Genomic DNA, 21,484 nt, shown 5'->3' with positions numbered 1-21,484 from the left:
GCATCAATTAAATACACCCAGTTATGGAATTTTACTTTTTCATGCATCACTACAAAAATAAATAGCTAATTGTGCAGCGAATCAACGGTACATTCTCTGCCCTCACCTACTAAAAATAGAAAGATGAAAAAGATCATAATTGCCCTTTTCATAGTTTTGGTATTTTCCAATGTAGATACAAAATCTCAGATCAGAACTACGCGAGAGATACCCAGTTTAAAAATTAAAAACGACGATGGTCGGCAAGACAACGTAGTGTTGGCAGACCTAAAAGTAGAGGTTGCCATCTTCGGAAATATCGCCAAAACGACGATGACAATGGTGTTTGAAAATAAAACCAATCGCGATCTCGAGGGCGAACTGACATTCCCTATGCCGGAAGGCGTCTCGGTGAGCGGCTATGCCTTAGATATCAATGGCAAATTACGCCAAGCAGTTGCAGTCGATAAAAATAAAGGCACCGAAGTTTTTGAAAGTATAGAATCACGTCGTGTCGACCCCGGACTATTGGAGAAAGTTGAAGGTAATAACTTCCGTACCCGCATTTATCCTTTGCCAGCGAATGGTAAACGGACTATTCAGATCAGTTATTCCGAAAATCTAACTACGGAATCCGATCGGGCGCGTTATTACTATTTGCCGTTAACTTACACCGCAGCCATTCATAACTTTGCCTTGGATATTCATGTTTTTCAAAACAGCCATAAACCAGATTTCACAGAAAAACCAGATGGTTCTCTAGCATTCTCCCAACACAACAACAATTACACAGCTTCTTTAAGTAAACAACATTTTCAATCCCAGCGGAATCTGGTCATTCTACTGCCAACAGACAGCAAAGAGTCATCGGGCTTATTTCAAACAAATCATGATAAGACTTTTTATTTTCTTGCCAATGCAAGCATCAATTCCGTGAAACCTACTCAGAAAAAATGGGGCGACACCATCGGAATTATCTGGGACCGTTCACTGAGTACTAAAAATAGAGCTATAGAAAAGGAACTTGCCCTATTAGATCTCTTTTTTAAAGATAATCCTAACATGCAGGTTGAAATGGGTTTATTGGACATCCAATTTGTAAAAGGACCGACGTTTCAAGTTAGACAAGGTAATTGGGATGAACTTAAAAGTTATATCAAACAAATGGACTACGATGGCGGCACAGATTATAGTCAAATAAAACCTGGAGTGATAAAAGCCAGCAATTACCTGCTGTTTACCGACGGACTTTCCACATTTGGCCAAAGTGAAATTACCCTTGAAAATCCCGTTTATTGCATTACTTCGTCCAGTGGATCTGACTACGGTATCCTAAAAGAGATTGCTCAGAAACATACCGGAAAGATGATCAATTTGACCAATGTTTCCATAAATCAAGCCTACCACAATCTAAATACGATCGATCTTCTTTACTTGGGAATAAAGGAGCACAATGATTTCGATGAAGTTTACCCTAAGAAAGGAACCCCTATACAAACCAATTTTTCTATCGCAGGCATAGGGAAACGTCCGGGACTGAAGCAGCTTACAGTAATTGTAGGAGATGGACAACATACCCCAAAAGAAGTAAGCATAGCGCTGCATCAAGATCATGGTGAAATTGACCTGCAGCAGATCTGGGCACAAAAGAAAATCGAAGCATTGGACTTTCAATACGACAATAATCGTGAGGAAATAGAAACCCTGGGTAAACAGTTCGGAATCGTGACGCGAAATACCAGCCTAATTGTACTAGAAACCGTAGAAGATTACTTCCGTTATGCAATAACACCTCCAGCAGAATTACTTCCGCAATTTAATGCACTCAAAAAAGAACATGCTATCGAACGGGAAGAGCGTGTAGCAAATCTCTTAGATAAGGCCGAAAATAGTGCAGAACAACTTCGCTCCTGGTGGAATACAGAATTCCGGGCAAAAAAGAAATATCCACAACGGGACACGCAAATTGAGCCCACAGACTATATGGCTGTCGAAGAGATCGCCACCGGAGTTGTTCCTGTTAAACCTATTCCGTCACGTGCTTCAGCCATTCCTGTCGCGACAGCACGAGCCGAACAATTGAGATCATCAGATGCTACCAGCGAAAAAAGAATCTCAGTCGTTAGCAATTCAAATACCGCCAAGGCAGCAACAAGCGAATTAGCAACGGCGACCGCATCCGACGACGTTCTTCAGGAATCCGTTGTTGTTCAATCTTTGGAAGAACCTGTAGCGGGCGTAACAGCGGGTAACAGCATCAACAACATCCGTGGAAAAATCAGCATACCCGACATTAAAGAAGATCAGGCCTATCTTAAAGAACTCGATCAATCCAAAGATCCCTACAAAAGCTACCTCCAACTTCGGAACCAATACATGGGAACACCAACTTTCTATTTTGATGTCGCAAATTTCTTCTATAAAAGAGGAAATAAACAAAAAGCCGCACTAATCCTAAGCGCACTGGCTGACTTGCAGATCGAAAATGCCGATCTCTATAAAACCATTTCATACAAACTACGCGAATGGGGAGATTACGATAAAGCACTATTCATTACAGCCAAAGTGTTGAAATGGCGGCCAATGGATCCTCAAAGTCACCGCGATTATGCCCTCGTTTTACAAGACAAAGGGATGTTCAAGGAGGCACTAGAACAATTATATGGGATTTTGACCCAGAGCTACTCCCCAGAAGCTGCCGATCGCGATGAGGGCATCGAAGAAACATTGCTCATGGAAATCAATAATCTCATTAAAGCAAACAAAGCTGCAAGCTCCAAAGTTGCGGTGAACAAAAAATTGATTGCTGACCTGCCTGTGGATATCCGCGTTGTTATTAACTGGAATTCACAAAACACAGATATCGATCTCTGGGTAACGGATCCAAATGGAGAAAAATGTTTCTATAGTAATCCTGCCACAGCAATCGGAGGCCGACTCAGCAACGACTTCACCGGAGGATATGGACCAGAACAATTTTTATTGAAAAAAGCACTTCATGGAACGTACAAAATTGAGGTAGATTTCTATAATGACAATTCACTCACTTTAGCTGGTCCTGCCGCAGTTATGGCCGAAATCTACACCTATTACAGCAGTGGAAAGCAGGAACGAAAAATCGTCACGATCTATCTTGACCGCAATAAAGAGCGCAATGTAGGGATTGGTGAATTTTCATTTCAATAGATAAACAGAGACAAAAGGTGATCAAAAAGTCAAATGAATCCGTTGAAAATTGAATCTATGAAACGATGCAGTAATGGGAGACGTCTAAAGTCACATGAATCGGGTGCTGTCCAAAAAGATTGGATAGCACCTCATTCAATTAATGCAATTTACGGATAACCAAATCCTTTTGTCTATTTTCCAATTTGGTTTTTACATAAGGGTAAGTGAACACCGCTCCTAAAACAATACAAGCGCCGAGATAAAATCCACCACTCATTGTTTCCTTTTGCCCAAAAATCAGCATCGCAAGTAGAATACCGTAAACTGGCTCTAAATTCGTCGTCAGCGCAACAGTAAATGCTGACAATTCCTTCATGACAGCAACACCCATCACATAAGCCACAGCAGTACAAACCACACCTAACAATAAAAGATAGATTAAATCTTGCTGTCCCAATCGCATCCCGGCATTAAAATCTCCTGCAAACAGCATCAATATGCTTATCCAAAAGCACGCCCCCATCATCTCATAAAACGTAATCAGTGTAGGGCTCGATTTCTTAACCATCCGCGCATTGGCAATTGAAAATATACTCGCACAAAAAGCACAGCCAAGTCCAGCCAGCAGACCGACTAGATAATGCGTTTCAAAAGAAAAGATCGTATAAATACCGATAATAATGACTAGCCCCACTACAATGTCCAAACGCGCGATGCGCTTTTTATTCACAATAGGTTCCAATATTGCCGTGAATAATGTCACCGACGAAAGTGTTACCAACGTCACTGAAACTGTAGAAACTTTAATCGAATAGAAGAATAGTACCCAATGCAGGCCAACCACCGCTCCTACCATAAAAAATTGGAGAAACTGCTTCCTCGAAACTAATATAGATTGTTTGGTCACCAAGAAATAGATCAGCAGAGCAATAGATGCTATTGCAACGCGATACCATACCAAATGAAGGGCAGATACGGAGATCAGACTCCCCAAAATTCCGGTAAATCCCCAAATAAGTATTGTTAAATGCAGAATTAGAATATTCCGATTTAATTTAATTTTAGTCATATTCTCTAGAATACATGTGTATGGAAATGATGAGCAATACCTACTATTTCCCGTAATAAGGCAGGCTCACTGAAGTTATTGAAAACTGAACAAAAATTTATTTTGGCGCTTTAATCGCCAGATATATTGCTACCAAAAAGAAAGTAACATTTGGAATTAATACGGCTATCAACGGTGGTAGTCCCCCTTTCAAAGAAAACATAGTTGCAAACTGTATAAAGACGATATACGTAAAGCTTAACGCGATACCGATACCCAGACTCAATCCTATCCCCCCACGCACTTTCTTGGAGGACAGTGCCACACCCATCAAGGTCAGTACAAAAGCTGAAAATGGATACACATAACGCTTGTATTTCTCAAGCAATAAATCGTTCATGACGCCGGTACCACGGATCTCCTCTTTACGGATACGAATATTTAATTCGTGTGTATCCATTGCAGTAAACATATTATCACGCACCTCAAAGTCCGAAGGTTTCATATCTAAGGTAGTGTCTTTAACAGTACCTTTGTCCATGCGTTCATGCAATCCATTGATAATACGATTGGTATACCCTTCAATCTTCCACTTCGTGGCCACTGAGTCCCAAGTAATACGGTCAGCCATCATTTTTTCTTTAAGCGTATCCCCCTTAAAAATTTCAAGAACAAATCCGTAACCTGTTTTGGTCGTATTATCAAAATTGTCTATATACACATAGCTGTCTTTGTCCAATTGCATATGGGTAGAAACCCTTGAATTATCCTTAGGTGGCTTAACATAGATGTTTTCAAAATCAACCTTCATCTTATTGGTATTCGGAATAATAAAAATATTGAACACCAGCGAAACGGCAAAAATCAAAGTAGCTGCAATCATATAAGGACGAAGAAGCCGATTAAAACTATACCCAGCACTTAGAATCGGTACAATTTCAGTTTGATCCGCCATTTTTGACGTAAAGAAGATAACCGCAATAAAATTGATCAATGGACAAAGAAAATTCAGATAAAAAGGAATGAACCCAGCATAGTACTCAAAAATAATCTTATCTAGAGGAGCATGATACTTTAAAAAATCATCCAATCGTTCGGACACGTCGAAAACCACCATGACAACAGTAAATATGGCCATGGTGAATAAAAAAGTAGATAGATACTTTTTAATAATGTAACGATCGATTAACGACAGCATTTCCTTTAACTTGAACGAGTTAGTCTTATAAACGTTGATCCAATATTTTTACCATTTTGCTTTTCCAATCGTAGAAAGTCCCATCAATGATTCGCTCCCTAGCCTGATTAACCAACCAAAGGTAAAAATGTAAATTATGTAAAGAAGCAATTTGTGCTCCAAGAATTTCTTGCGATTTAATCAAATGTCGAAGATAAGCTTTTGAATAAAATTGATCTGCATGCAAATCGCTTTCCACTTCTATTGGCGAAAAATCATCTTTCCACTTTTCATTTTTGATATTGATAATCCCATTTTGTGTGAACAGCATACCATTTCTGGCATTGCGGGTTGGCATGACACAATCGAACATATCCACCCCTAACGCAATGTTTTCAAGAATATTCACTGGTGTACCCACCCCCATAAGATAACGTGGCTTGTCATGCGGCAAGATATCGCAGACAACCTCGGTCATCGCGTACATTTCTTCCGCAGGCTCCCCTACCGACAATCCGCCAATCGCATTCCCATCACGATTAAATGAGGCAATAGTCTCTGCAGATTTTATTCTTAAATCTTTATAAACAGAACCTTGAACAATTGGAAATAAAGTTTGATCATAGCCATAAAGCGGATCCGTACTATCAAAACGATCCACACAACGTTTCAGCCAGCGATGCGTCATATCCAAAGAACGACGTGCATAATTATAATCACATGGATACGGTGTACACTCATCAAATGCCATAATGATATCGGCACCGATAATACGTTGCGTATCCATTACATTTTCTGGTGTAAATAGATGCTTTGATCCATCAATATGAGAGCGAAAGGTAACCCCCTCTTCTTTAATCTTACGTACTTCAGTCAATGAATACACCTGATAACCACCCGAATCGGTCAAAATAGGACCATCCCAACCGTTAAACTTGTGCAATCCACCCGCTTTATTCAATACATTCAATCCTGGTCGTAAATACAAATGATAGGTATTACCCAAAATAATCTGCGCTTCAATATCATTCTTCAATTCATGTTGATGAATTGCTTTCACTGTACCTGCCGTACCAACAGGCATAAAAATAGGTGTTTGAATGGGACCGTGTGCAGTTTCGACAACACCTGCACGTGCTTTAGACAGCTTATCTTGTGCTTGTAGCGTAAATTTCATTAATATTTTCCTCTGAGACTATTTCTATTTTAAAGGATGATTTGCCAGAAAGATGGCGCCATAAGTATTTGCCCACAACTAATTACAAGCTCATTATCAATTATTTATAGCTTAAAAAACTACGATAACCTACCTAATACCCACCTAAATTGGGATTCATCCCTAGAATATGTTGCAAAAATACTATAAAAAGATTTGCAAACAGGATGTTTCAAAAATAAATTATCATTTTTCAGCTGTAAAAAAGTTGTGGAAAGCACTTATCTTTGTGAGCTATGCTTGACCTTCACGTATTTTTGGCCAATCTCCCCTATATTGCTTTCGGAGTATTGGGCCTTTTTCTATGTATACAATTATACTACATCTTATTTGTATATAGTAAATTGAGCCGTTATCAAATTAAACCAGTACAAGAAGGAACGGAATTCCCGCCGCTATCCGTAATTATTTGTGCACACAATGAACAGGATAATATCGCCCAATTCCTCCCGGACATCATGCATCAAGACTATCCTAATTTTGAAGTAATCGTTGTCAATGATTTTTCGACAGACAATACGCCTTGGATATTACATGAATTCGAAGCAAAATATCCGCATTTAAAAATTGTTGATATCAAAGAACATATACGCTTAAAACATGGCAAAAAGTTCGCCGTAAGTATGGGTATCAAGGCTTCAAAACACCAGACACTGGTGTTTACTGATGCCGACTGTGCACCACAATCCAATCAGTGGCTTAAAGAAGTCGCAGCCGCTTTCAGACCTGAAACAGAAATTGTGCTCGGCTATTCCCCGTATTTTAAGAAAAAAAGTTTATTAAATCTATTGATTCGATTTGAAACCAGTCATACGGCCATGAGTTATTTCTCCTATGCCCTGAAAGGGGATGCATATATGGGGGTCGGTCGGAATATGGCCTACAAAAAAGATCTCTTCTTTCGAAACAAAGGGTTTGCGGCCCACATGCATATTAAATCTGGCGATGATGATCTCTTCGTCAACCAAAATGCAAATCCGATCAATGTCAACATCGTACTGTCGGCAGAATCCATGGTCTATTCGGAACCCAAAACGACTTGGAAAAGCTACTACAAACAAAAAGCAAGGCATTCAGGTGCATCTACTATTTATAAAAAACGTCATCAACGCATGCTGGGTACCCAGCTGGTATCCGCGTTCCTTTTTTACATAACGATCATTGCGACCACAGTTGCTTTCCCAATGTACTGGTATGTGCCTTTGAGTGCCTACCTCCTTCGGCTTATTGCACAATGGATAATATTTAACAACATCTATAAAAAACTAGCTGTAAAGGAACTGATTTGGTGGTTGCCTTTGGTAGACTTCATCTACTATTTCTATATTTGCATCAATGGTATGTTCAGCCGAAAAAAGAAAAAAATAAGCTGGAAATAGTTCACATTTAAAATATCACACTTTGAATCCAACAGTCGATATCATCTATAATTATTTTCCAAAACTGACCGATAGTCAAAAAGAGCAGTTTGCAAAACTAGCCGATCTATATACGTTTTGGAATAGCCAAATCAATGTCATTTCACGTAAAGATATTGATAGCCTCTATCTGCATCATGTATTACACTCGTTAGGTATCGCCAAATTTGTCCAAGAGTTTACACCTGGAACACAAATTTTGGACGTCGGGACCGGAGGAGGCTTTCCAGGCATTCCAATGGCCATTATGTTTCCTGAAGTCAAATTCCACTTGGTCGACTCGATTGGAAAAAAAATAAAAGTCGTACGTGAAGTTGCAGCCGGATTAGGGCTTAACAATGTCGAAGCAGACCACATCCGTGCCGAACAACTAGACGACAAATATGATTTTGTGCTATCAAGAGCGGTAACAAGACTCGCAGAATTTACACCTTGGATAAGAAACAAGTTTTCAAAAAAAGATAAAAACGGAATTCCCAATGGTATTCTTTATCTAAAAGGGGGCAATCTCAGTGAAGAAATCAAAGAATCCAAACTCAAAGCAGAATTACATCCACTATCAGATTACTTTAAAGAAGACTTCTTTGACACAAAATATCTGGTATATGTACCGATGTAGTTAAAGCTTGGCATTACCCATTGGAAACTGTAGCCGCCTATGGATAATGTCTACAGAATCGAGGTAGTTCGTTAAACACTGATGGATATAAGCGATCTTCTCATAACGATCATTATCTCGAAGCCATTTTAAGGAGGGCTCATAGTATATCCTAAATTTGCGCAACGAATCTCCCGACAACTTACTATACTCCTGCGTCAGCGGATACCATTCTTCCCGGATCAGATCCTGATGGTATTCCTTTTCAAACTGACGCTGGAGCTTCCTTGAATTTCGTCCCTTCCGGCTAAATTTATTGTAAAGCTTGTTTAGATTGACAGCAATCCCACCTCGATGGGGAAGTGTAACCATGTTTTTCGTATCGCCCCAAAAAAAGATGGATTTATATTCCTCCTTTTTTTCATCCCATTTATCCCCAGCAGATTTACGTTTGATCAAAACAGTATCCAATCGAAGCGTATCTCGTTTACTTCCTCTCTTCTCAATAGTATCCTGATCATAAGAAACCATCGGATAGGCAAAAAGCCTCTCCCGATAAAATGAGAAATAGACACAAAAAAACACTAAAGATAGCAATGCGATCCGTACCATATTTACAATTGATTAAATAAAAATAATCAATTAAAAATAAGGTTAAAAAATCTTTAACCGCCTTTTAACCATCTTTAACTAAAAAAGTTAATGTCCTAACTCTTTTTTGATTTCTAGGCCAATGAGATTGATTTCCTCATCCATCCCAAACATAGGTAGTTCTGTCTCCGGATTCAATTTTAACCAGTTTGTATCATTATCTTTAATAATCTTGACGTATTCAGCGCCATCTTTAAAAATAACATAGGTATCCTCCTCTTCAGGGAAGACAGAATAAACTATATCTCCCAATTCAATATCAAAAGGTTCTTTCATTTCCATCGTTAAAATATCATTAGTCGAACAAAGTTACCAATTCCTCTTCTTTCTTTCCAAAATAGACCGATATTTCATACCATATTATACCTCGCCCCTACGTCTCTTATCGATATTGCTTAATTGGAACAAAAAATACAGTAGCTCCAAGCAATTCTAACAAAAAGTACAGCAGCTACTTATATTTTTCTTATCTTTAAACAAACCCAATTATGAAACTAATTTACCCCATAGCTTTGACGCAAATCAAGGGCATTGGCCCTAGAACAGCACGCAATATCATTGACCAAGGTCATAGCCTAGCAGATGTGTTCACCTATTCAAAACGAGAATTGATGCAGCTTCTCGGTATACGGGAGTCAATCGCTGAAGCAATATACAACAAAAGTTATATGCCCGCCTGCGAAAAAGAACTCGCTTTTATCGAAAAACACCAAATACAAGCCTTGTGGTTGGAAGACGAAAATTATCCAGACAGGCTTCGCCAATGTGAAGATGCTCCGCTTGTTGTCTACTATAAGGGGAACCAGCCGCTAAACAGTTCGAAGATCATTAGTATTGTTGGTACTAGACATGCAACCCACTATGGCCAGAAAATATGCGAAGATCTGCTGGACGCCATGAATGGATCCAAAGACACCTTGATCGTTAGCGGTCTCGCCTATGGTATAGATGCATTGGCACATCGCAATGCATTAAAAAACCATCTACCTACCATTGCCGTATTAGGACATGGTCTCGATCGAATTTATCCAGCATCCCATCGCGAGCTTGCTGCAAAAATGTTAGACCATGGCGGCTTACTGACAGAATTTACTTCCAATACCTTACCCGAACGCGGTAACTTCCCTATGCGCAATCGAATTATAGCAGGAATCGCCGATGTCACCATTGTCGTGGAGGCAGCCATTAAAGGCGGTGCTTTGATCACCGCAGAACTGGCCAACAGCTACAACCGAGATGTATGTGCTTTCCCAGGTTCCATTTATGAAAAAAGCGCTGAAGGTACCAACTACCTCATCAAAACCAACCGCGCGCATATGATTCGAGGACTTCAGGATCTTGAATACCTGATGAATTGGGAAATCACAAAAAAAACTGCTGCCCCACAGCTTAGCCTCCCATTAACACTGACAAAAGATCAGCAACTCCTCTTTACACTCATTCAACAAAAGGGACAACTCGAATTAGATCACTTGATTGAACTCACAAAATGGCCGCAAAGCAAATTGGCATTAATCCTACTGGAACTCGAAATGCAATCATTCATTCACGCCCTGCCTGGCAAAAGATATAAAACGGTTGGAATGGTAGAAGCTCAAAAAAATTGATACACTATCCTCCAAAAAGCCAAAGACCGTTGCAATTCAACGCACATGTGAAGTAAAAAGTAGGACATGTTACTTTCAATATTATAAACTAAACCAACAAAACAAACAATTAATGAACGAAAACAACACAAAAAATATCTGGAAAGTCATCGGCGCATCCTCTATGGGAACCCTCATCGAATGGTATGACTTTTTTATCTTTGGGAGCCTATCGATCGTAATTTCCACCAAATTCTTCCCCGCAGAAAATCCAACAGCTGCTTTCCTTTCCACATTAGCCACATTTGCGGCTGGATTTGTCGTTCGCCCATTTGGTGCACTATTTTTTGGCCGACTAGGTGATATCATCGGTCGAAAATATACCTTTATGGTTACCTTAATGCTTATGGGCGGAGCAACATTTCTCATAGGCTGCATTCCAAGCTACGAAAGCATCGGATTTTGGGCTCCCCTGCTCGTTTTGATCCTTCGCCTGTTACAAGGTCTTGCCCTCGGTGGAGAATATGGCGGCGCAGCAACCTACGTGGCCGAGCATGCGCCTATTGGGCAGCGAGGATACTGGACCTCCTGGATACAGACAACAGCGACATTTGGCCTCTTTATATCACTAGTCGTCATCCTACTGACCAAAAGCTTGCTCACCGAATCACAATTTGACATCTGGGGATGGCGGGTTCCTTTCTTACTCTCTTTAGTTATGGTGTATGTCTCCTACCTTATTCGTAAAAAAATGAAGGAGTCACCCGAGTTTAGCAAAGCTAAAGCAGAAGGTAAAACAAGTACAAATCCTTTAAAAGAAAGTTTCGGCAACCGATACAACCTCAAATTTGTGCTGCTCGCACTATTTGGTGCCGCCATGGGACAAGGTGTTGTTTGGTACACCGGACAGTTCTATTCCATGAGTTTCATGAAAACAGTGATGCACCTCCAATCGGATCAGGCAGATACCATTCTTGGGATAGCCCTACTTTTAGGGACACCATTTTTTGTCGTGTTTGGATGGCTCAGTGACAAAATTGGACGAAAGTGGATTATGCTCGGCGGTATGTTACTCGCTGTGTTGACCTATCGCCCAATTTATGAATCGATGTACCAACTTTCCAATGCAGAGCACAAAGTCAAACTGAATGAAACAGTCGAAAGTCCGACGGTTACAGAAAAAACAGAAATAAAATCAGTTGTCAAAACGCAATATGACGACGGAACCGAAATCACTCGTGCTAAAACAATACACCAATCGGGCAAACTAAAAGGACAGCAAACAGTCACAACAACTGTTCATATTGCCAACTGGAACTATATATGCCTCATTCTCCTTATCTTTATTCAGGTGATTTATATTACCATGGTATATGGTCCCATTGCAGCCTTTCTCGTCGAACTGTTCCCAGTAAAAATCCGCTACACGTCCATGTCTTTGCCTTACCATGTTGGAAACGGAATATTCGGTGGACTCCTGCCCGCCGTATCCACCTACCTAACTACCAATGCCGAAGTAGCTCAGACACCACAATTTTATCTTGCGGGACTATGGTATCCGATTATTATCGCAATTGTATGTTTTATCATCGGCAGTATTTATATCAATAACAAATCAACTCCCACTAATCATGAATAGTATCAAAAAATTACTTGGCATACTCTGGATAACTTTAGCGCTATTTACCGCTTATTTTTCCGTTTTTGAACTGGCATTGCCAAAAATCTCCACCGGTCACCAGGAAGATGTAGTATTTGGAATCATTATCCTATGTATCTTGACACCGATTATCTCCATTGGACTTGGCTTATTTGGGTATTATTCGCTATTGGGAGAATATGATCAAAACAAAATGTAAGCCTTTTTCATCAATTCAAACAAATTATCACCATGATAATCAATCGCATAAGATAAAATAGCATTTTTTCTTTCCTAAAACTGTTTTTTTTTCTACTTTTGTGACGGGTAAGTCTTCTACGACCAGCTCCCATTGACTCCCCCAGGTTGGGAACAAAGCAAGGGTATTTGGTTGAGCGGTGCGATAGAAGTAGCTTACCCTTTTTTTGTACCCTAATTTTTGGCTGACCTGCCACTTCAAAATTAATTTCAATCTAATAATCAGCTCAATGTCTTATATATCCCAATGGTGGCCCATAGTCCCATTATGAATAGAAGGCCTGTTAGACAAGGCGTTTTCATCGCGTGGCCTATACATTCAACATAATTATAATTGTATATAAACTCAAATTTATATAAGTTTGTAATCGAATAAGAACTATCGTATGAGTTGGTTTAAAAGAGAAAAAGCTGGTATTAGCACAGCTACCGCTAATAAAAAAGAAGCACCTGATGGCATGTGGAACAAATGTCCCACTTGCAAAAAGCCATTATTGCATCTTGAACAAGTAGAAAATGACTATGTTTGTCAATATTGTGGCCACCATTTAAGAATTGGCTCCAAAGAATATTTTTCAATTTTATTTGACAATAACGAATTTACCGAACTATTTCCCAATCTCAGTTCGGGTGACCCATTAGAATTCTTCGATTCAAAGCCATACCCCGATCGTTTAAAAGAAAGCCAAGCCAAAACAGGCCTTAAAGATGCTTTACGTTCTGGACATGGAAAAATGAATGGCCAAGATATTGTTATCGCCTGTATGGACTTTAGTTTTATCGGCGGATCAATGGGGTCAGTGGTCGGTGAGAAAATAGCACGCTCGATAGATTACTGTATTGCGCATAAAATTCCATTTATGCTAATCTCAAAATCAGGTGGTGCGCGCATGATGGAAGCTGCATTTTCATTGATGCAAATGGCTAAAACTTCGGCTAAATTAGCCCTATTGGCCAAAGCAGGCCTTCCGTATATCTGTTTGCTGACCGATCCAACAACAGGGGGAGTTACAGCATCTTATGCCATGTTGGGTGATGTAAATATTGCAGAGCCAGGTGCGTTAATCGGGTTTGCTGGCCCACGTGTCATTAAAGAAACAATAAAAAAGGATCTACCAAAAGGGTTCCAGACTTCAGAATTTGTTCTTGAACATGGATTTTTAGATTTCATTGTCGACCGCAGACAGTTGAAAAACAAGGTAGCTACTTATCTAAAATTAGTCGGATAATTAATCTTCCAAAAGATAAAACAGAAAGCGGTACCAAAACTAGTTTTGGTACCGCTTTTCTCTTTTTAAACACCATCAAATAGTCCTATTCAAAGATATCGCCAAAATGACCATAGCCTTCTCCTGCTCAAATAGTCCGGTTCACCTTCCTTATCATACGCTTCTCGCTCAAAAGATATACGTAGATACGCGCGATCAAAATCTTTCAATTGAATAAAGCGAAAGACAAACTCAATAAGATACCATACATAGAAGAAGAGAATACCCAATTCAAGCGCTTGGCGCAAATGTATACGTTCATGACGGATCAGGTTCTCGTTGCATTTGAAAGAGGTACTTTTTAGAAAAATAAAGGGATAAATAGTAATTGCATTCGCTCTTCCAAAAGAAAATAAATTTGTCCAAAATTTGCTAACTATAACCATACATAATACTTTAACCCTTTTCACAGGAATCAAACTTATAAAAATTTACGCTTACCCACAATAATTAGCGATTACATATAGATTAGATTACGCTGTTCTCCTTCAGTCGCTCACTACACAAGATGATCGCAAAAATTTCTTTTTGAATAGGAATTTTTATTAAGTTTGCTATAGATTAATTGTGAAGATATGCCGTACAAAGAGCGTGAAATAAATAAATTGTATTATACAATGGGAGAAGTTACAGAGATGTTCGAAGTAAACGCCTCCCAAATACGTTTTTATGAGCGTGAGTTTGATATTTTACAACCTAAAAAGAATAAAAAAGGTAATCGCCTGTTTACGCAGGAAGATATTGCCAATTTAAAAATCATTTTCAATCTGGTTAAAAACAAAGGCTACACGCTTCAGGGAGCACGCGATTATCTGCGAGACAACAAATCAGAAGCAAAAGAAAATCAACGCGTTATCGATTCACTAGAGCGTCTAAAGAGCTTTCTTGTTGAAGTTCGTGATTCCTTATAACACCCTATTTACTGCAGAAATCCTTTCGTTGAACAGAGGTCCCAAAAGCATTTTGAGCAACACCATCTAATAGAACAAAGACTATGCAAACAGCATCTATTTTTCAAAACGTTACATACCAAGATAAACAGCCCAAAATGGATCTTCTGCTGGAAACAAATGGTAGCAAAGAATATCGTCTCGCTTTTGCCAAAGGACAATACATGAAAGAGCATAAAACTGCGGCATCAATAGTTGTTGAAATTGTCGAAGGTAATATAGACTTTGGTGTTAACGGAAGTAAAATCAGTCTGACGAAAGGCATGTTAGTTGCATTAGAACCCAATACACCCCATGATCTCTTTGCTATCACTCAAAGTATTGTTAGGCTATCCATTCTAAAAAAAGAGGCATAAAAAGCTGCTCTGATCTAACGCCCATTCAGCTCAATTACCTCAAGATTTTCAATTTTATCCGCATGAATGTCAAATCGCATCAATGTGCGCACTTTATGCCAGCCGTGCTTTCCTGCTGCCCCAGGATTGAGGTGAAGGCATTGTATTTTGGGATCGAACATCACCTTTAAAATGTGTGAGTGTCCTGTGATAAATAACTTTGGAGGATTTTTCATTAATTCCCCCTTAACACGCGCAGCATATTTCCCTGGATAGCCACCAATATGCGTCATAAAAACGTCTACTTCCTCACATCTAAATCTCAAATCTTCGGGAAATTGCAGACGAATATCCTGACCATCAATATTTCCATACACGCCGCGTAATGGTTTAAAAGAAGCCAGCCGGTCTGCAATAACACCTTCACCAAAATCTCCGACATGCCAGATCTCGTCGCAGGCTGCAAAATGAGTAAATACCGCTTCGTCTAGAAAAGAATGTGTATCCGAAAGTAATCCGATTTTTGTCATAACCTAAAAAGCTAAAAAATAAGGGGCCAATACGCTGCGATAAGCTGCTGAATAAATACCCTTCCCTGCGTATATAACAAACTCACGTACAGCAACCGATTCGACAGGCTTCCGTTCAAATGTAATGATCTTACGGATGACGGATCCACCTTCAAAAGAACTTATCTGAACTTCAGCACAACAATAAAGAGCGTGCTCTGCTGAAATCTTCATCAGTATATCTGCCAAAGCAGTAGGAACGATCAGAATTAATTTCCCCTGATTCGATAAGCGTAAAGAAGCGAAATCCAATAATTCAGCAAAAAAATCCAGGTCAGCATGCCGCGCGAGCTTCTTTCGATCGTCAGGATTATGGAGTGAATCGGTATAAAATGGTGGATTCGAAACAATCAAATCATAAGGCTCTGCCATTTCCATACGCTGAAAGGCACAGGCGTGAAGCTTAAGCCGTTCACAAAAAACGGAATGACGAAAATTTTTATCTGCCATCGCAGCAGCTAAAGAGTCCATCTCGACAGCCTCTACCCAACTGTGCGCAAACCGTTGAGCCAACATCAATGCAATGACTCCCGTTCCTGTACCGATATCCAGAATTCTACCTAAAGTCCCCGCTTCCAACAATGAAGCCAATAATACGCCGTCTGTGTTAATCTTCATTGCACAATCAGACTGATCAACCTCAAATTCTTTAAATCGAAATATCGACGCCATAGACCAAAGATAAAACTTTTAAAGCCGTTGGCGCAAACAAACGAATATATCCTGCGATTTATTTACTAATTTAGTCTGCAATAAATCTAGATAAACCATGAGTATCCGCCAGCTTGCTTTTTTCATGTTGATCATCAGTAACATCCTTTCCACCACACGCGTGCATGCTCAGGAAAATTGTGAACGATATACGGTTGAAACCCTTCCTTTGTTGACAAAAGCCTTAAACAACAATGAGTTTGAAAAAATTGTCCCCTTACTGAACACTATACAAGCAAGCTGCGGCATCAACGAATATATACAAAGACTACGCATCCTAATACTCATTATTGAAAAGAAAAATAGCACGACAGCGATCGACCTATACTGGAACAATCAATTTGATAAGAGCCTGCTCCAAAGGCTCGATGCAGCAGATCAAGAAGATTTTACTACCCAATATGAGCAAAATAAAGCAAAATTCCATTTCTATCCATTACGCCATCCACTAGATAACCTTATCAAATTAAGAGCAAAAGCACTACTTGCATCTGATAATTATACATTAAGCAGCCAGGAAACAAATATCCTTCATCTCTTTGCCGATAAACAAATTGAAGAAATTCCAGACAAACAAGCCAATACACAAAGTGATGAACAACGATTTCCAACCCCTAAAGGATATAAAGACCGGCATAAGGCCAAACTAGGCTATGTACCTTCCATTGGCGTGATGAGCCCGCTAGGAGGAGGCAACAAAGTGTTCGGTACAAACGTAACGCTCGGATTTATGCTGATGAGCTCGCTGGAAAGGAAATTGATCTTTGAAGGAGGTTTAAAGGTACGCATCAACGCAAACGATCGCAATATCGACTATAATTATGATGGATCAGAAGTAGCAGTCAATTCATCAGCGACCGCTTTTATGGGAGGTGCTGTAGGCTATAAAGTTTTTGACAACGACAAATTCATCCTGATTCCAAAAGCCATACTAGGTATTGATATCACAGATACCGGCATTACAGAGAATACGTATTCTTCAGGCTATTATGATCCGGATGGTTATTATTATGATGGTGGATACACAGAGAATATGGTTACCATCAACAATATTCACCTCGGACTTGGTCTTTCCTCACTATTCCGCATGAAAAACCAAAAGTACATCGGCTTCGAACTAGGCTATCATTACGCACCGTATGACGCAAGCAGCAAAGTACTGAGCCCCATCCAGGCGAACTATGGAAGCTTAGCACTATTCTTTAGATTTTAAAAATATCGGTAATCCAAAATGAATAGGTCAGTTTATGCCTGTACACCCAAAATAGCGCGCTATTGCGCTATTCCAATCGAAAAATAAGCCCTATTTTAAAGATTAATGCTTTAGCAACCGCTGAATTTCATCCAGTTTCATCAATGCTTCGACCGGAGTCAACGAGTTAACATCCAAATTATTCAACATATCCCTAATCTTGTTTAGGACAGGATCATCAATCGAAAACATCTGTAGCTGATACGCCTGTTTCTGGATCTTACGCATACTATCCTTAATCTGCTCTCCACCAGTACGCTCCTGCTCCAACCTTTTTAAAATCTGATTAGCGCGATTGAGTAGTTTTTGGGGCATCCCTGCCAGCTTGGCTACATGTATACCAAAACTATGTTCCGAACCTCCCGGAACAAGTTTCCGCAAGAAAATAACTTTATTATTGACCTCCTTTACAGTGACGTTATAGTTCTTAATACGATCCAAAGAAGTTGTCAGTTCATTCAATTCATGGTAATGGGTCGCAAATAGTGTTTTTGCTTTGGCAGCCGGGTGATTATGCAAAAATTCCGCAATGGCCCAAGCAATAGAAATCCCGTCATATGTACTTGTACCACGGCCAATTTCGTCCAGGAGAATAAGACTACGGTCTGACAGATTGTTCATAATGCTCGCAGTTTCATTCATCTCAACCATGAAGGTAGATTCTCCAGAAGAAAGATTATCCGATGCCCCAACACGAGTAAATATTTTGTCAACTAAGCCAATTTTAGCCTCTTTTGCAGGAACAAAACAGCCTATTTGTGCCATTAATACAATCAATCCAGTCTGACGGAGCAGTGCCGATTTACCCGCCATATTAGGCCCGGTAATGATAATAATCTGTTGTGTCTTCGGATCTAAAAAGGTATCATTAGTGATATAATCCTCGCCCACCGGTAGGTTTCTTTCGATGACAGGGTGTCTTCCACCTTTTATATCTAAAATCTTGCTCTCACTGACTTCTGGTTTCACATAATAATTCTTCTCCGCCACAACAGCAAAGTTGAGGAGTACATCCAGCTTAGCAATCAACTGTGCATCCAGCTGAATAGGTTTAATGTATTCGGCGATCGAAATCAACAGCTCAGCATACAATCTACTCTCTAAAGCCTGAATCTTTTCTTCGGCTCCAAGAATCTGTTCTTCATATTCTTTAAGTTCCTCGGTAATATAACGCTCGGCATTTACCAAGGTCTGCTTACGTATCCAAGTCGTTGGAACTTTGTCCTTATGTGTATTAGTAACCTCCAGGTAGTAGCCGAACACATTGTTAAACGCAATTTTTAACGAAGGAATACCCGTAATTTCTGCTTCCCTTTTTTGGATTTCCAGCAAATAATCCTTCCCTCCAAAGGCAATTTTACGCAAGCGATCCAGTTCCGCATCAACCCCATCCGCAATTACACTCCCTTTATTGATGGCAACAGGTGGTTCTGCCTGAACCTGTAGCTCAATTCGCTCACGAATAGCCGTACAAGCATCCAATTGTTCCGAAATCGTACGCAGTGCATGTGCATCTTTGCGATCTGTAAGTTCCTTCAACTTCTCGATAGCAAATAACGCACGCTTCAATTGCACGATTTCCCTGGGATTCGCTTTCTGAAGCCCGATCTTCGAGATTAAGCGTTCAAGATCGCCCACTTGCTTGATCTGGCCAATCAATTCATCTCTTAAATCGCGGTTAGCGAAAAAGAAATCCACAACATTCAATCGCTCCTGAATACTCTTTTTATCTTTCAAAGGCATTACAATCCAGCGCTTAAGCAAGCGCGCCCCCATTGGACTAGATGTATGATCCAATACATCCGATAACGTGACTGCATTTTCATTCATCGAGCCAATTAGTTCCAGATTGCGAATCGTAAAACGGTCCAGCCACATGTAACGGTCTTCTTCAATCCGGGAAAGCGTAGAGATATGCTGTAAGTTACGGTGTTCGGTTTCATTGAGGTAATGTAAAGCCACACCAGCAGCAACAATACCCGCAGACATACGGTCAACTCCAAATCCTTTCATTGATGAAACCTCAAAATGTTTCAATAATGTTTCAGTAGCATAGTCGCCCGTATAAGGCCATTCATCAAGAAAATACGTGTAATACTGTGCCCCAAATTGCTCGATAAATTCCTTGCTCTGTTTTTTGGATAGAATAATTTCCGTCGGTTTAAACCCTTGAAGCAATTTATCGATATACGCAACGCTTCCCTGAGCAACTAAGAATTCACCTGTTGAAATATCGAGAAAAGAAATCCCAATCCGCTCTTTTTCGATAAAAATTGATGCCAAATAATTATTGGACTTCTGTTGAACAATATTGTCATTGTAAGAAACACCAGGGGTAACCAGCTCTGTCACACCACGCTTAACAATTGTTTTCGTAGTCTTCGGATCCTCCAGTTGATCACAAATCGCAACCCTTTGACCAGCACGTACCAGCTTCGGAAGATAAGTTTCCAGCGAATGATGCGGAAAACCAGCCAATGCCGTTTCCGATTCCGAGCCATTTCCACGCTTCGTCAAAACAATACCCAAAATCTGAGCAGCCTTAATTGCATCCTCACCAAATGTCTCGTAAAAATCGCCAACACGGAACAACAACAACGCTCCAGGATACTTAATCTTGATCGCATTGTACTGTTGCATCAATGGGGTTACTTTCTTTTCTTTTGCCAACTTTTAAAATCAATTTTTATGAAGCGTAAAAATAGGATAATAACATCGCTTTGGCAAACGATACACTCAACTTCTCAATAAAATCATTTCCATTAAACAAGAATATAAGCTAAGTTTGTAAGCGAAAAAAATTAGTCATGGCCATCAAAAGAACTGGTAAACAAAATACGTCCAGCACACAAAAAAACACCTTCAAAAAGAATTCATTCAACCCGTTGAAGTCAATAAAGTCGCCCATCCTCCGTATTGTCACACGAGTAATTCTCTATTTTATCGGTGTTACACTATTTTGGGTCATTAGCTTACGTTTTATCAATCCCCCAATTACTTGGCTGATGATTCAACGCGGATTTGAACTGAAAGAACAAGGAAAAGGCTTCAAATTGGAAAAAAATTGGCTGGATTACGATGAGCTGTCCGATAACCTCAAGTTAGCCGCTATTGCAGGAGAAGATGCCCATTTTATGACCCACTGGGGTTTTGACTTAAAGGGAATTCAAAATGCCATCAAAAAAAATGCACAAGGCAAAAAACTGCGCGGAGGAAGTACCATTAGCCAGCAGGTAGCGAAAAATGTATTTCTATGGCCTGGAAGATCCTGGTTGAGAAAAGGATTTGAAACTTACTTTACCGTACTTATTGAGACCTTTTGGAGTAAGAAAAGAATTCTTGAAGTTTATCTTAATGTGATTGAAATGGGGCAAGGGGTTTATGGTGCTGACGCTGCGGCAGCATATTACTTCAGCAAGACAGGGAGCAATCTTTCCAAAAAGCAAGCTGCCCTAATCATAGCTATATTGCCAAATCCCAGAGAATGGGATGCACGCAACCCTTCCACGTATGTCAATAGACGCGCAAATGCAATTGCAAAATACATGCACCATTATACCATTCCTGAGTAAGCGGGATAATCATGCCTCTGGCGAAGGCCCTGAAAGTGGCAAAAACGAGGCAGTGTATTAAACAACTAAAGAAGCTGTCCGACAAGGGC

The 21,484-nt window shown here is 39.9% G+C and carries 20 protein-coding genes and 1 other RNA gene; 12 read left to right on the top strand and 9 right to left on the bottom strand.

What is annotated here, in order from left to right; all coding sequences use genetic code 11:
- The first annotated feature begins 123 nt into the window (after positions 1-123).
- Positions 124-3,165, top strand: coding sequence for a VIT domain-containing protein (locus tag B2W36_RS00105; protein WP_293886089.1), 3,042 nt, complete (start codon positions 124-126; stop codon positions 3,163-3,165).
- Between the two features lie 139 nt (positions 3,166-3,304).
- Here the strand turns inward: B2W36_RS00105 and B2W36_RS00100 are convergent, their stop codons facing one another.
- The 3 genes from B2W36_RS00100 to tgt form a co-directional block, all read right to left on the bottom strand.
- Complete coding sequence (locus B2W36_RS00100; RefSeq protein WP_293886088.1) at positions 3,305-4,216, bottom strand: DMT family transporter; 912 nt, start codon at positions 4,214-4,216, stop codon at positions 3,305-3,307.
- 97 nt (positions 4,217-4,313) lie between these two features.
- The gene (locus B2W36_RS00095) at positions 4,314-5,390 is read right to left on the bottom strand and encodes an LptF/LptG family permease (RefSeq protein WP_293886152.1); all 1,077 of its coding nucleotides are present in this window, start codon (positions 5,388-5,390) and stop codon (positions 4,314-4,316) included.
- Between the two features lie 28 nt (positions 5,391-5,418).
- A complete protein-coding gene (gene tgt / locus B2W36_RS00090) occupies positions 5,419-6,549 on the bottom strand; it encodes a tRNA guanosine(34) transglycosylase Tgt (RefSeq protein WP_209578629.1) in 1,131 nt (376 codons plus the stop codon).
- 275 nt (positions 6,550-6,824) lie between these two features.
- Between tgt and B2W36_RS00085 the strand changes: the two genes are divergently transcribed.
- Both B2W36_RS00085 and rsmG read left to right on the top strand, forming a co-directional pair.
- On the top strand, positions 6,825-7,967 hold the full coding sequence (locus B2W36_RS00085) for a glycosyltransferase (RefSeq protein ID WP_293879572.1): 1,143 nt from the start codon (positions 6,825-6,827) through the stop codon (positions 7,965-7,967).
- A gap of 22 nt (positions 7,968-7,989) precedes the next feature.
- Positions 7,990-8,625, top strand: a complete 636-nt coding sequence (gene rsmG / locus B2W36_RS00080; protein ID WP_293886087.1) for a 16S rRNA (guanine(527)-N(7))-methyltransferase RsmG — start codon at positions 7,990-7,992, stop codon at positions 8,623-8,625.
- Here rsmG and B2W36_RS00075 read toward each other — a convergent pair whose 3' ends face one another.
- Both B2W36_RS00075 and B2W36_RS00070 read right to left on the bottom strand, forming a co-directional pair.
- On the bottom strand, positions 8,626-9,216 hold the full coding sequence (locus B2W36_RS00075) for a hypothetical protein (RefSeq protein WP_293879570.1): 591 nt from the start codon (positions 9,214-9,216) through the stop codon (positions 8,626-8,628).
- A gap of 87 nt (positions 9,217-9,303) precedes the next feature.
- Complete coding sequence (locus B2W36_RS00070) at positions 9,304-9,537, bottom strand: hypothetical protein (RefSeq protein WP_209578633.1); 234 nt, start codon at positions 9,535-9,537, stop codon at positions 9,304-9,306.
- A 206-nt stretch (positions 9,538-9,743) separates the two neighbouring features.
- On the opposite strand from B2W36_RS00070, the gene dprA reads away from it, so the two are divergent.
- The 5 genes from dprA to accD all read left to right on the top strand — a co-directional run bounded on the left by dprA (position 9,744) and on the right by accD (position 13,967).
- Positions 9,744-10,862, top strand: a complete 1,119-nt coding sequence (gene dprA / locus B2W36_RS00065; protein WP_293879569.1) for a DNA-processing protein DprA — start codon at positions 9,744-9,746, stop codon at positions 10,860-10,862.
- A 112-nt stretch (positions 10,863-10,974) separates the two neighbouring features.
- Positions 10,975-12,480 carry an MFS transporter gene (locus tag B2W36_RS00060; RefSeq protein WP_293886086.1) on the top strand — a complete coding sequence of 502 codons (1,506 nt, stop codon included), beginning with the start codon at positions 10,975-10,977 and terminating at the stop codon, positions 12,478-12,480.
- Entirely contained in the window at positions 12,473-12,700 is a 228-nt protein-coding gene (locus B2W36_RS00055; protein WP_209578636.1) for a DUF6814 family protein, read from the top strand. Before B2W36_RS00060 ends, B2W36_RS00055 begins: the two co-directional genes overlap by 8 nt.
- 105 nt (positions 12,701-12,805) lie before the next feature.
- Positions 12,806-12,903, top strand: an RNA gene (gene ffs / locus B2W36_RS00050) — signal recognition particle sRNA small type.
- A 221-nt stretch (positions 12,904-13,124) separates the two neighbouring features.
- Entirely contained in the window at positions 13,125-13,967 is an 843-nt protein-coding gene (accD, locus tag B2W36_RS00045) for an acetyl-CoA carboxylase, carboxyltransferase subunit beta (protein ID WP_209578637.1), read from the top strand.
- Between the two features lie 89 nt (positions 13,968-14,056).
- Here the strand turns inward: accD and B2W36_RS00040 are convergent, their stop codons facing one another.
- Positions 14,057-14,392, bottom strand: coding sequence for a hypothetical protein (locus tag B2W36_RS00040; protein WP_293879568.1), 336 nt, complete (start codon positions 14,390-14,392; stop codon positions 14,057-14,059).
- Between the two features lie 189 nt (positions 14,393-14,581).
- Here B2W36_RS00040 and B2W36_RS00035 point away from each other — a divergent pair, with 189 nt between their 5' ends.
- Complete coding sequence (locus tag B2W36_RS00035) at positions 14,582-14,917, top strand: MerR family transcriptional regulator (RefSeq protein WP_209578639.1); 336 nt, start codon at positions 14,582-14,584, stop codon at positions 14,915-14,917.
- 83 nt (positions 14,918-15,000) lie between these two features.
- Positions 15,001-15,312, top strand: a complete 312-nt coding sequence (locus B2W36_RS00030; protein ID WP_293879567.1) for a cupin — start codon at positions 15,001-15,003, stop codon at positions 15,310-15,312.
- Between the two features lie 14 nt (positions 15,313-15,326).
- On the opposite strand, the gene B2W36_RS00025 is transcribed toward B2W36_RS00030, so the two are convergent.
- Both B2W36_RS00025 and B2W36_RS00020 read right to left on the bottom strand, forming a co-directional pair.
- A complete protein-coding gene (locus tag B2W36_RS00025; RefSeq protein WP_293886085.1) occupies positions 15,327-15,821 on the bottom strand; it encodes a metallophosphoesterase family protein in 495 nt (164 codons plus the stop codon).
- A gap of 3 nt (positions 15,822-15,824) precedes the next feature.
- Entirely contained in the window at positions 15,825-16,532 is a 708-nt protein-coding gene (locus B2W36_RS00020) for a tRNA1(Val) (adenine(37)-N6)-methyltransferase (protein WP_293886084.1), read from the bottom strand.
- Positions 16,533-16,629: 97 nt separating this feature from the next.
- Between B2W36_RS00020 and B2W36_RS00015 the strand changes: the two genes are divergently transcribed.
- On the top strand, positions 16,630-17,784 hold the full coding sequence (locus B2W36_RS00015) for a hypothetical protein (protein WP_293886083.1): 1,155 nt from the start codon (positions 16,630-16,632) through the stop codon (positions 17,782-17,784).
- Between the two features lie 102 nt (positions 17,785-17,886).
- Here B2W36_RS00015 and mutS read toward each other — a convergent pair whose 3' ends face one another.
- Entirely contained in the window at positions 17,887-20,493 is a 2,607-nt protein-coding gene (gene mutS / locus B2W36_RS00010; RefSeq protein ID WP_293886082.1) for a DNA mismatch repair protein MutS, read from the bottom strand.
- A 137-nt stretch (positions 20,494-20,630) separates the two neighbouring features.
- Between mutS and mtgA the strand changes: the two genes are divergently transcribed.
- Positions 20,631-21,395 (top strand): monofunctional biosynthetic peptidoglycan transglycosylase, encoded by a 765-nt coding sequence (mtgA, locus tag B2W36_RS00005; protein ID WP_209578646.1) that lies wholly within the window; start codon positions 20,631-20,633, stop codon positions 21,393-21,395.
- Positions 21,396-21,484: the final 89 nt, after the last annotated feature.

This window comes from Sphingobacterium sp. UBA3549 (genome assembly GCF_002376635.1).
In the GTDB taxonomy this organism is placed as follows: Bacteria; Bacteroidota; Bacteroidia; order Sphingobacteriales; family Sphingobacteriaceae; genus Sphingobacterium.
The sequence above is the reverse complement of the archived record's forward strand: the minus strand, read 5'-3'. Positions and strand labels throughout refer to the sequence as shown.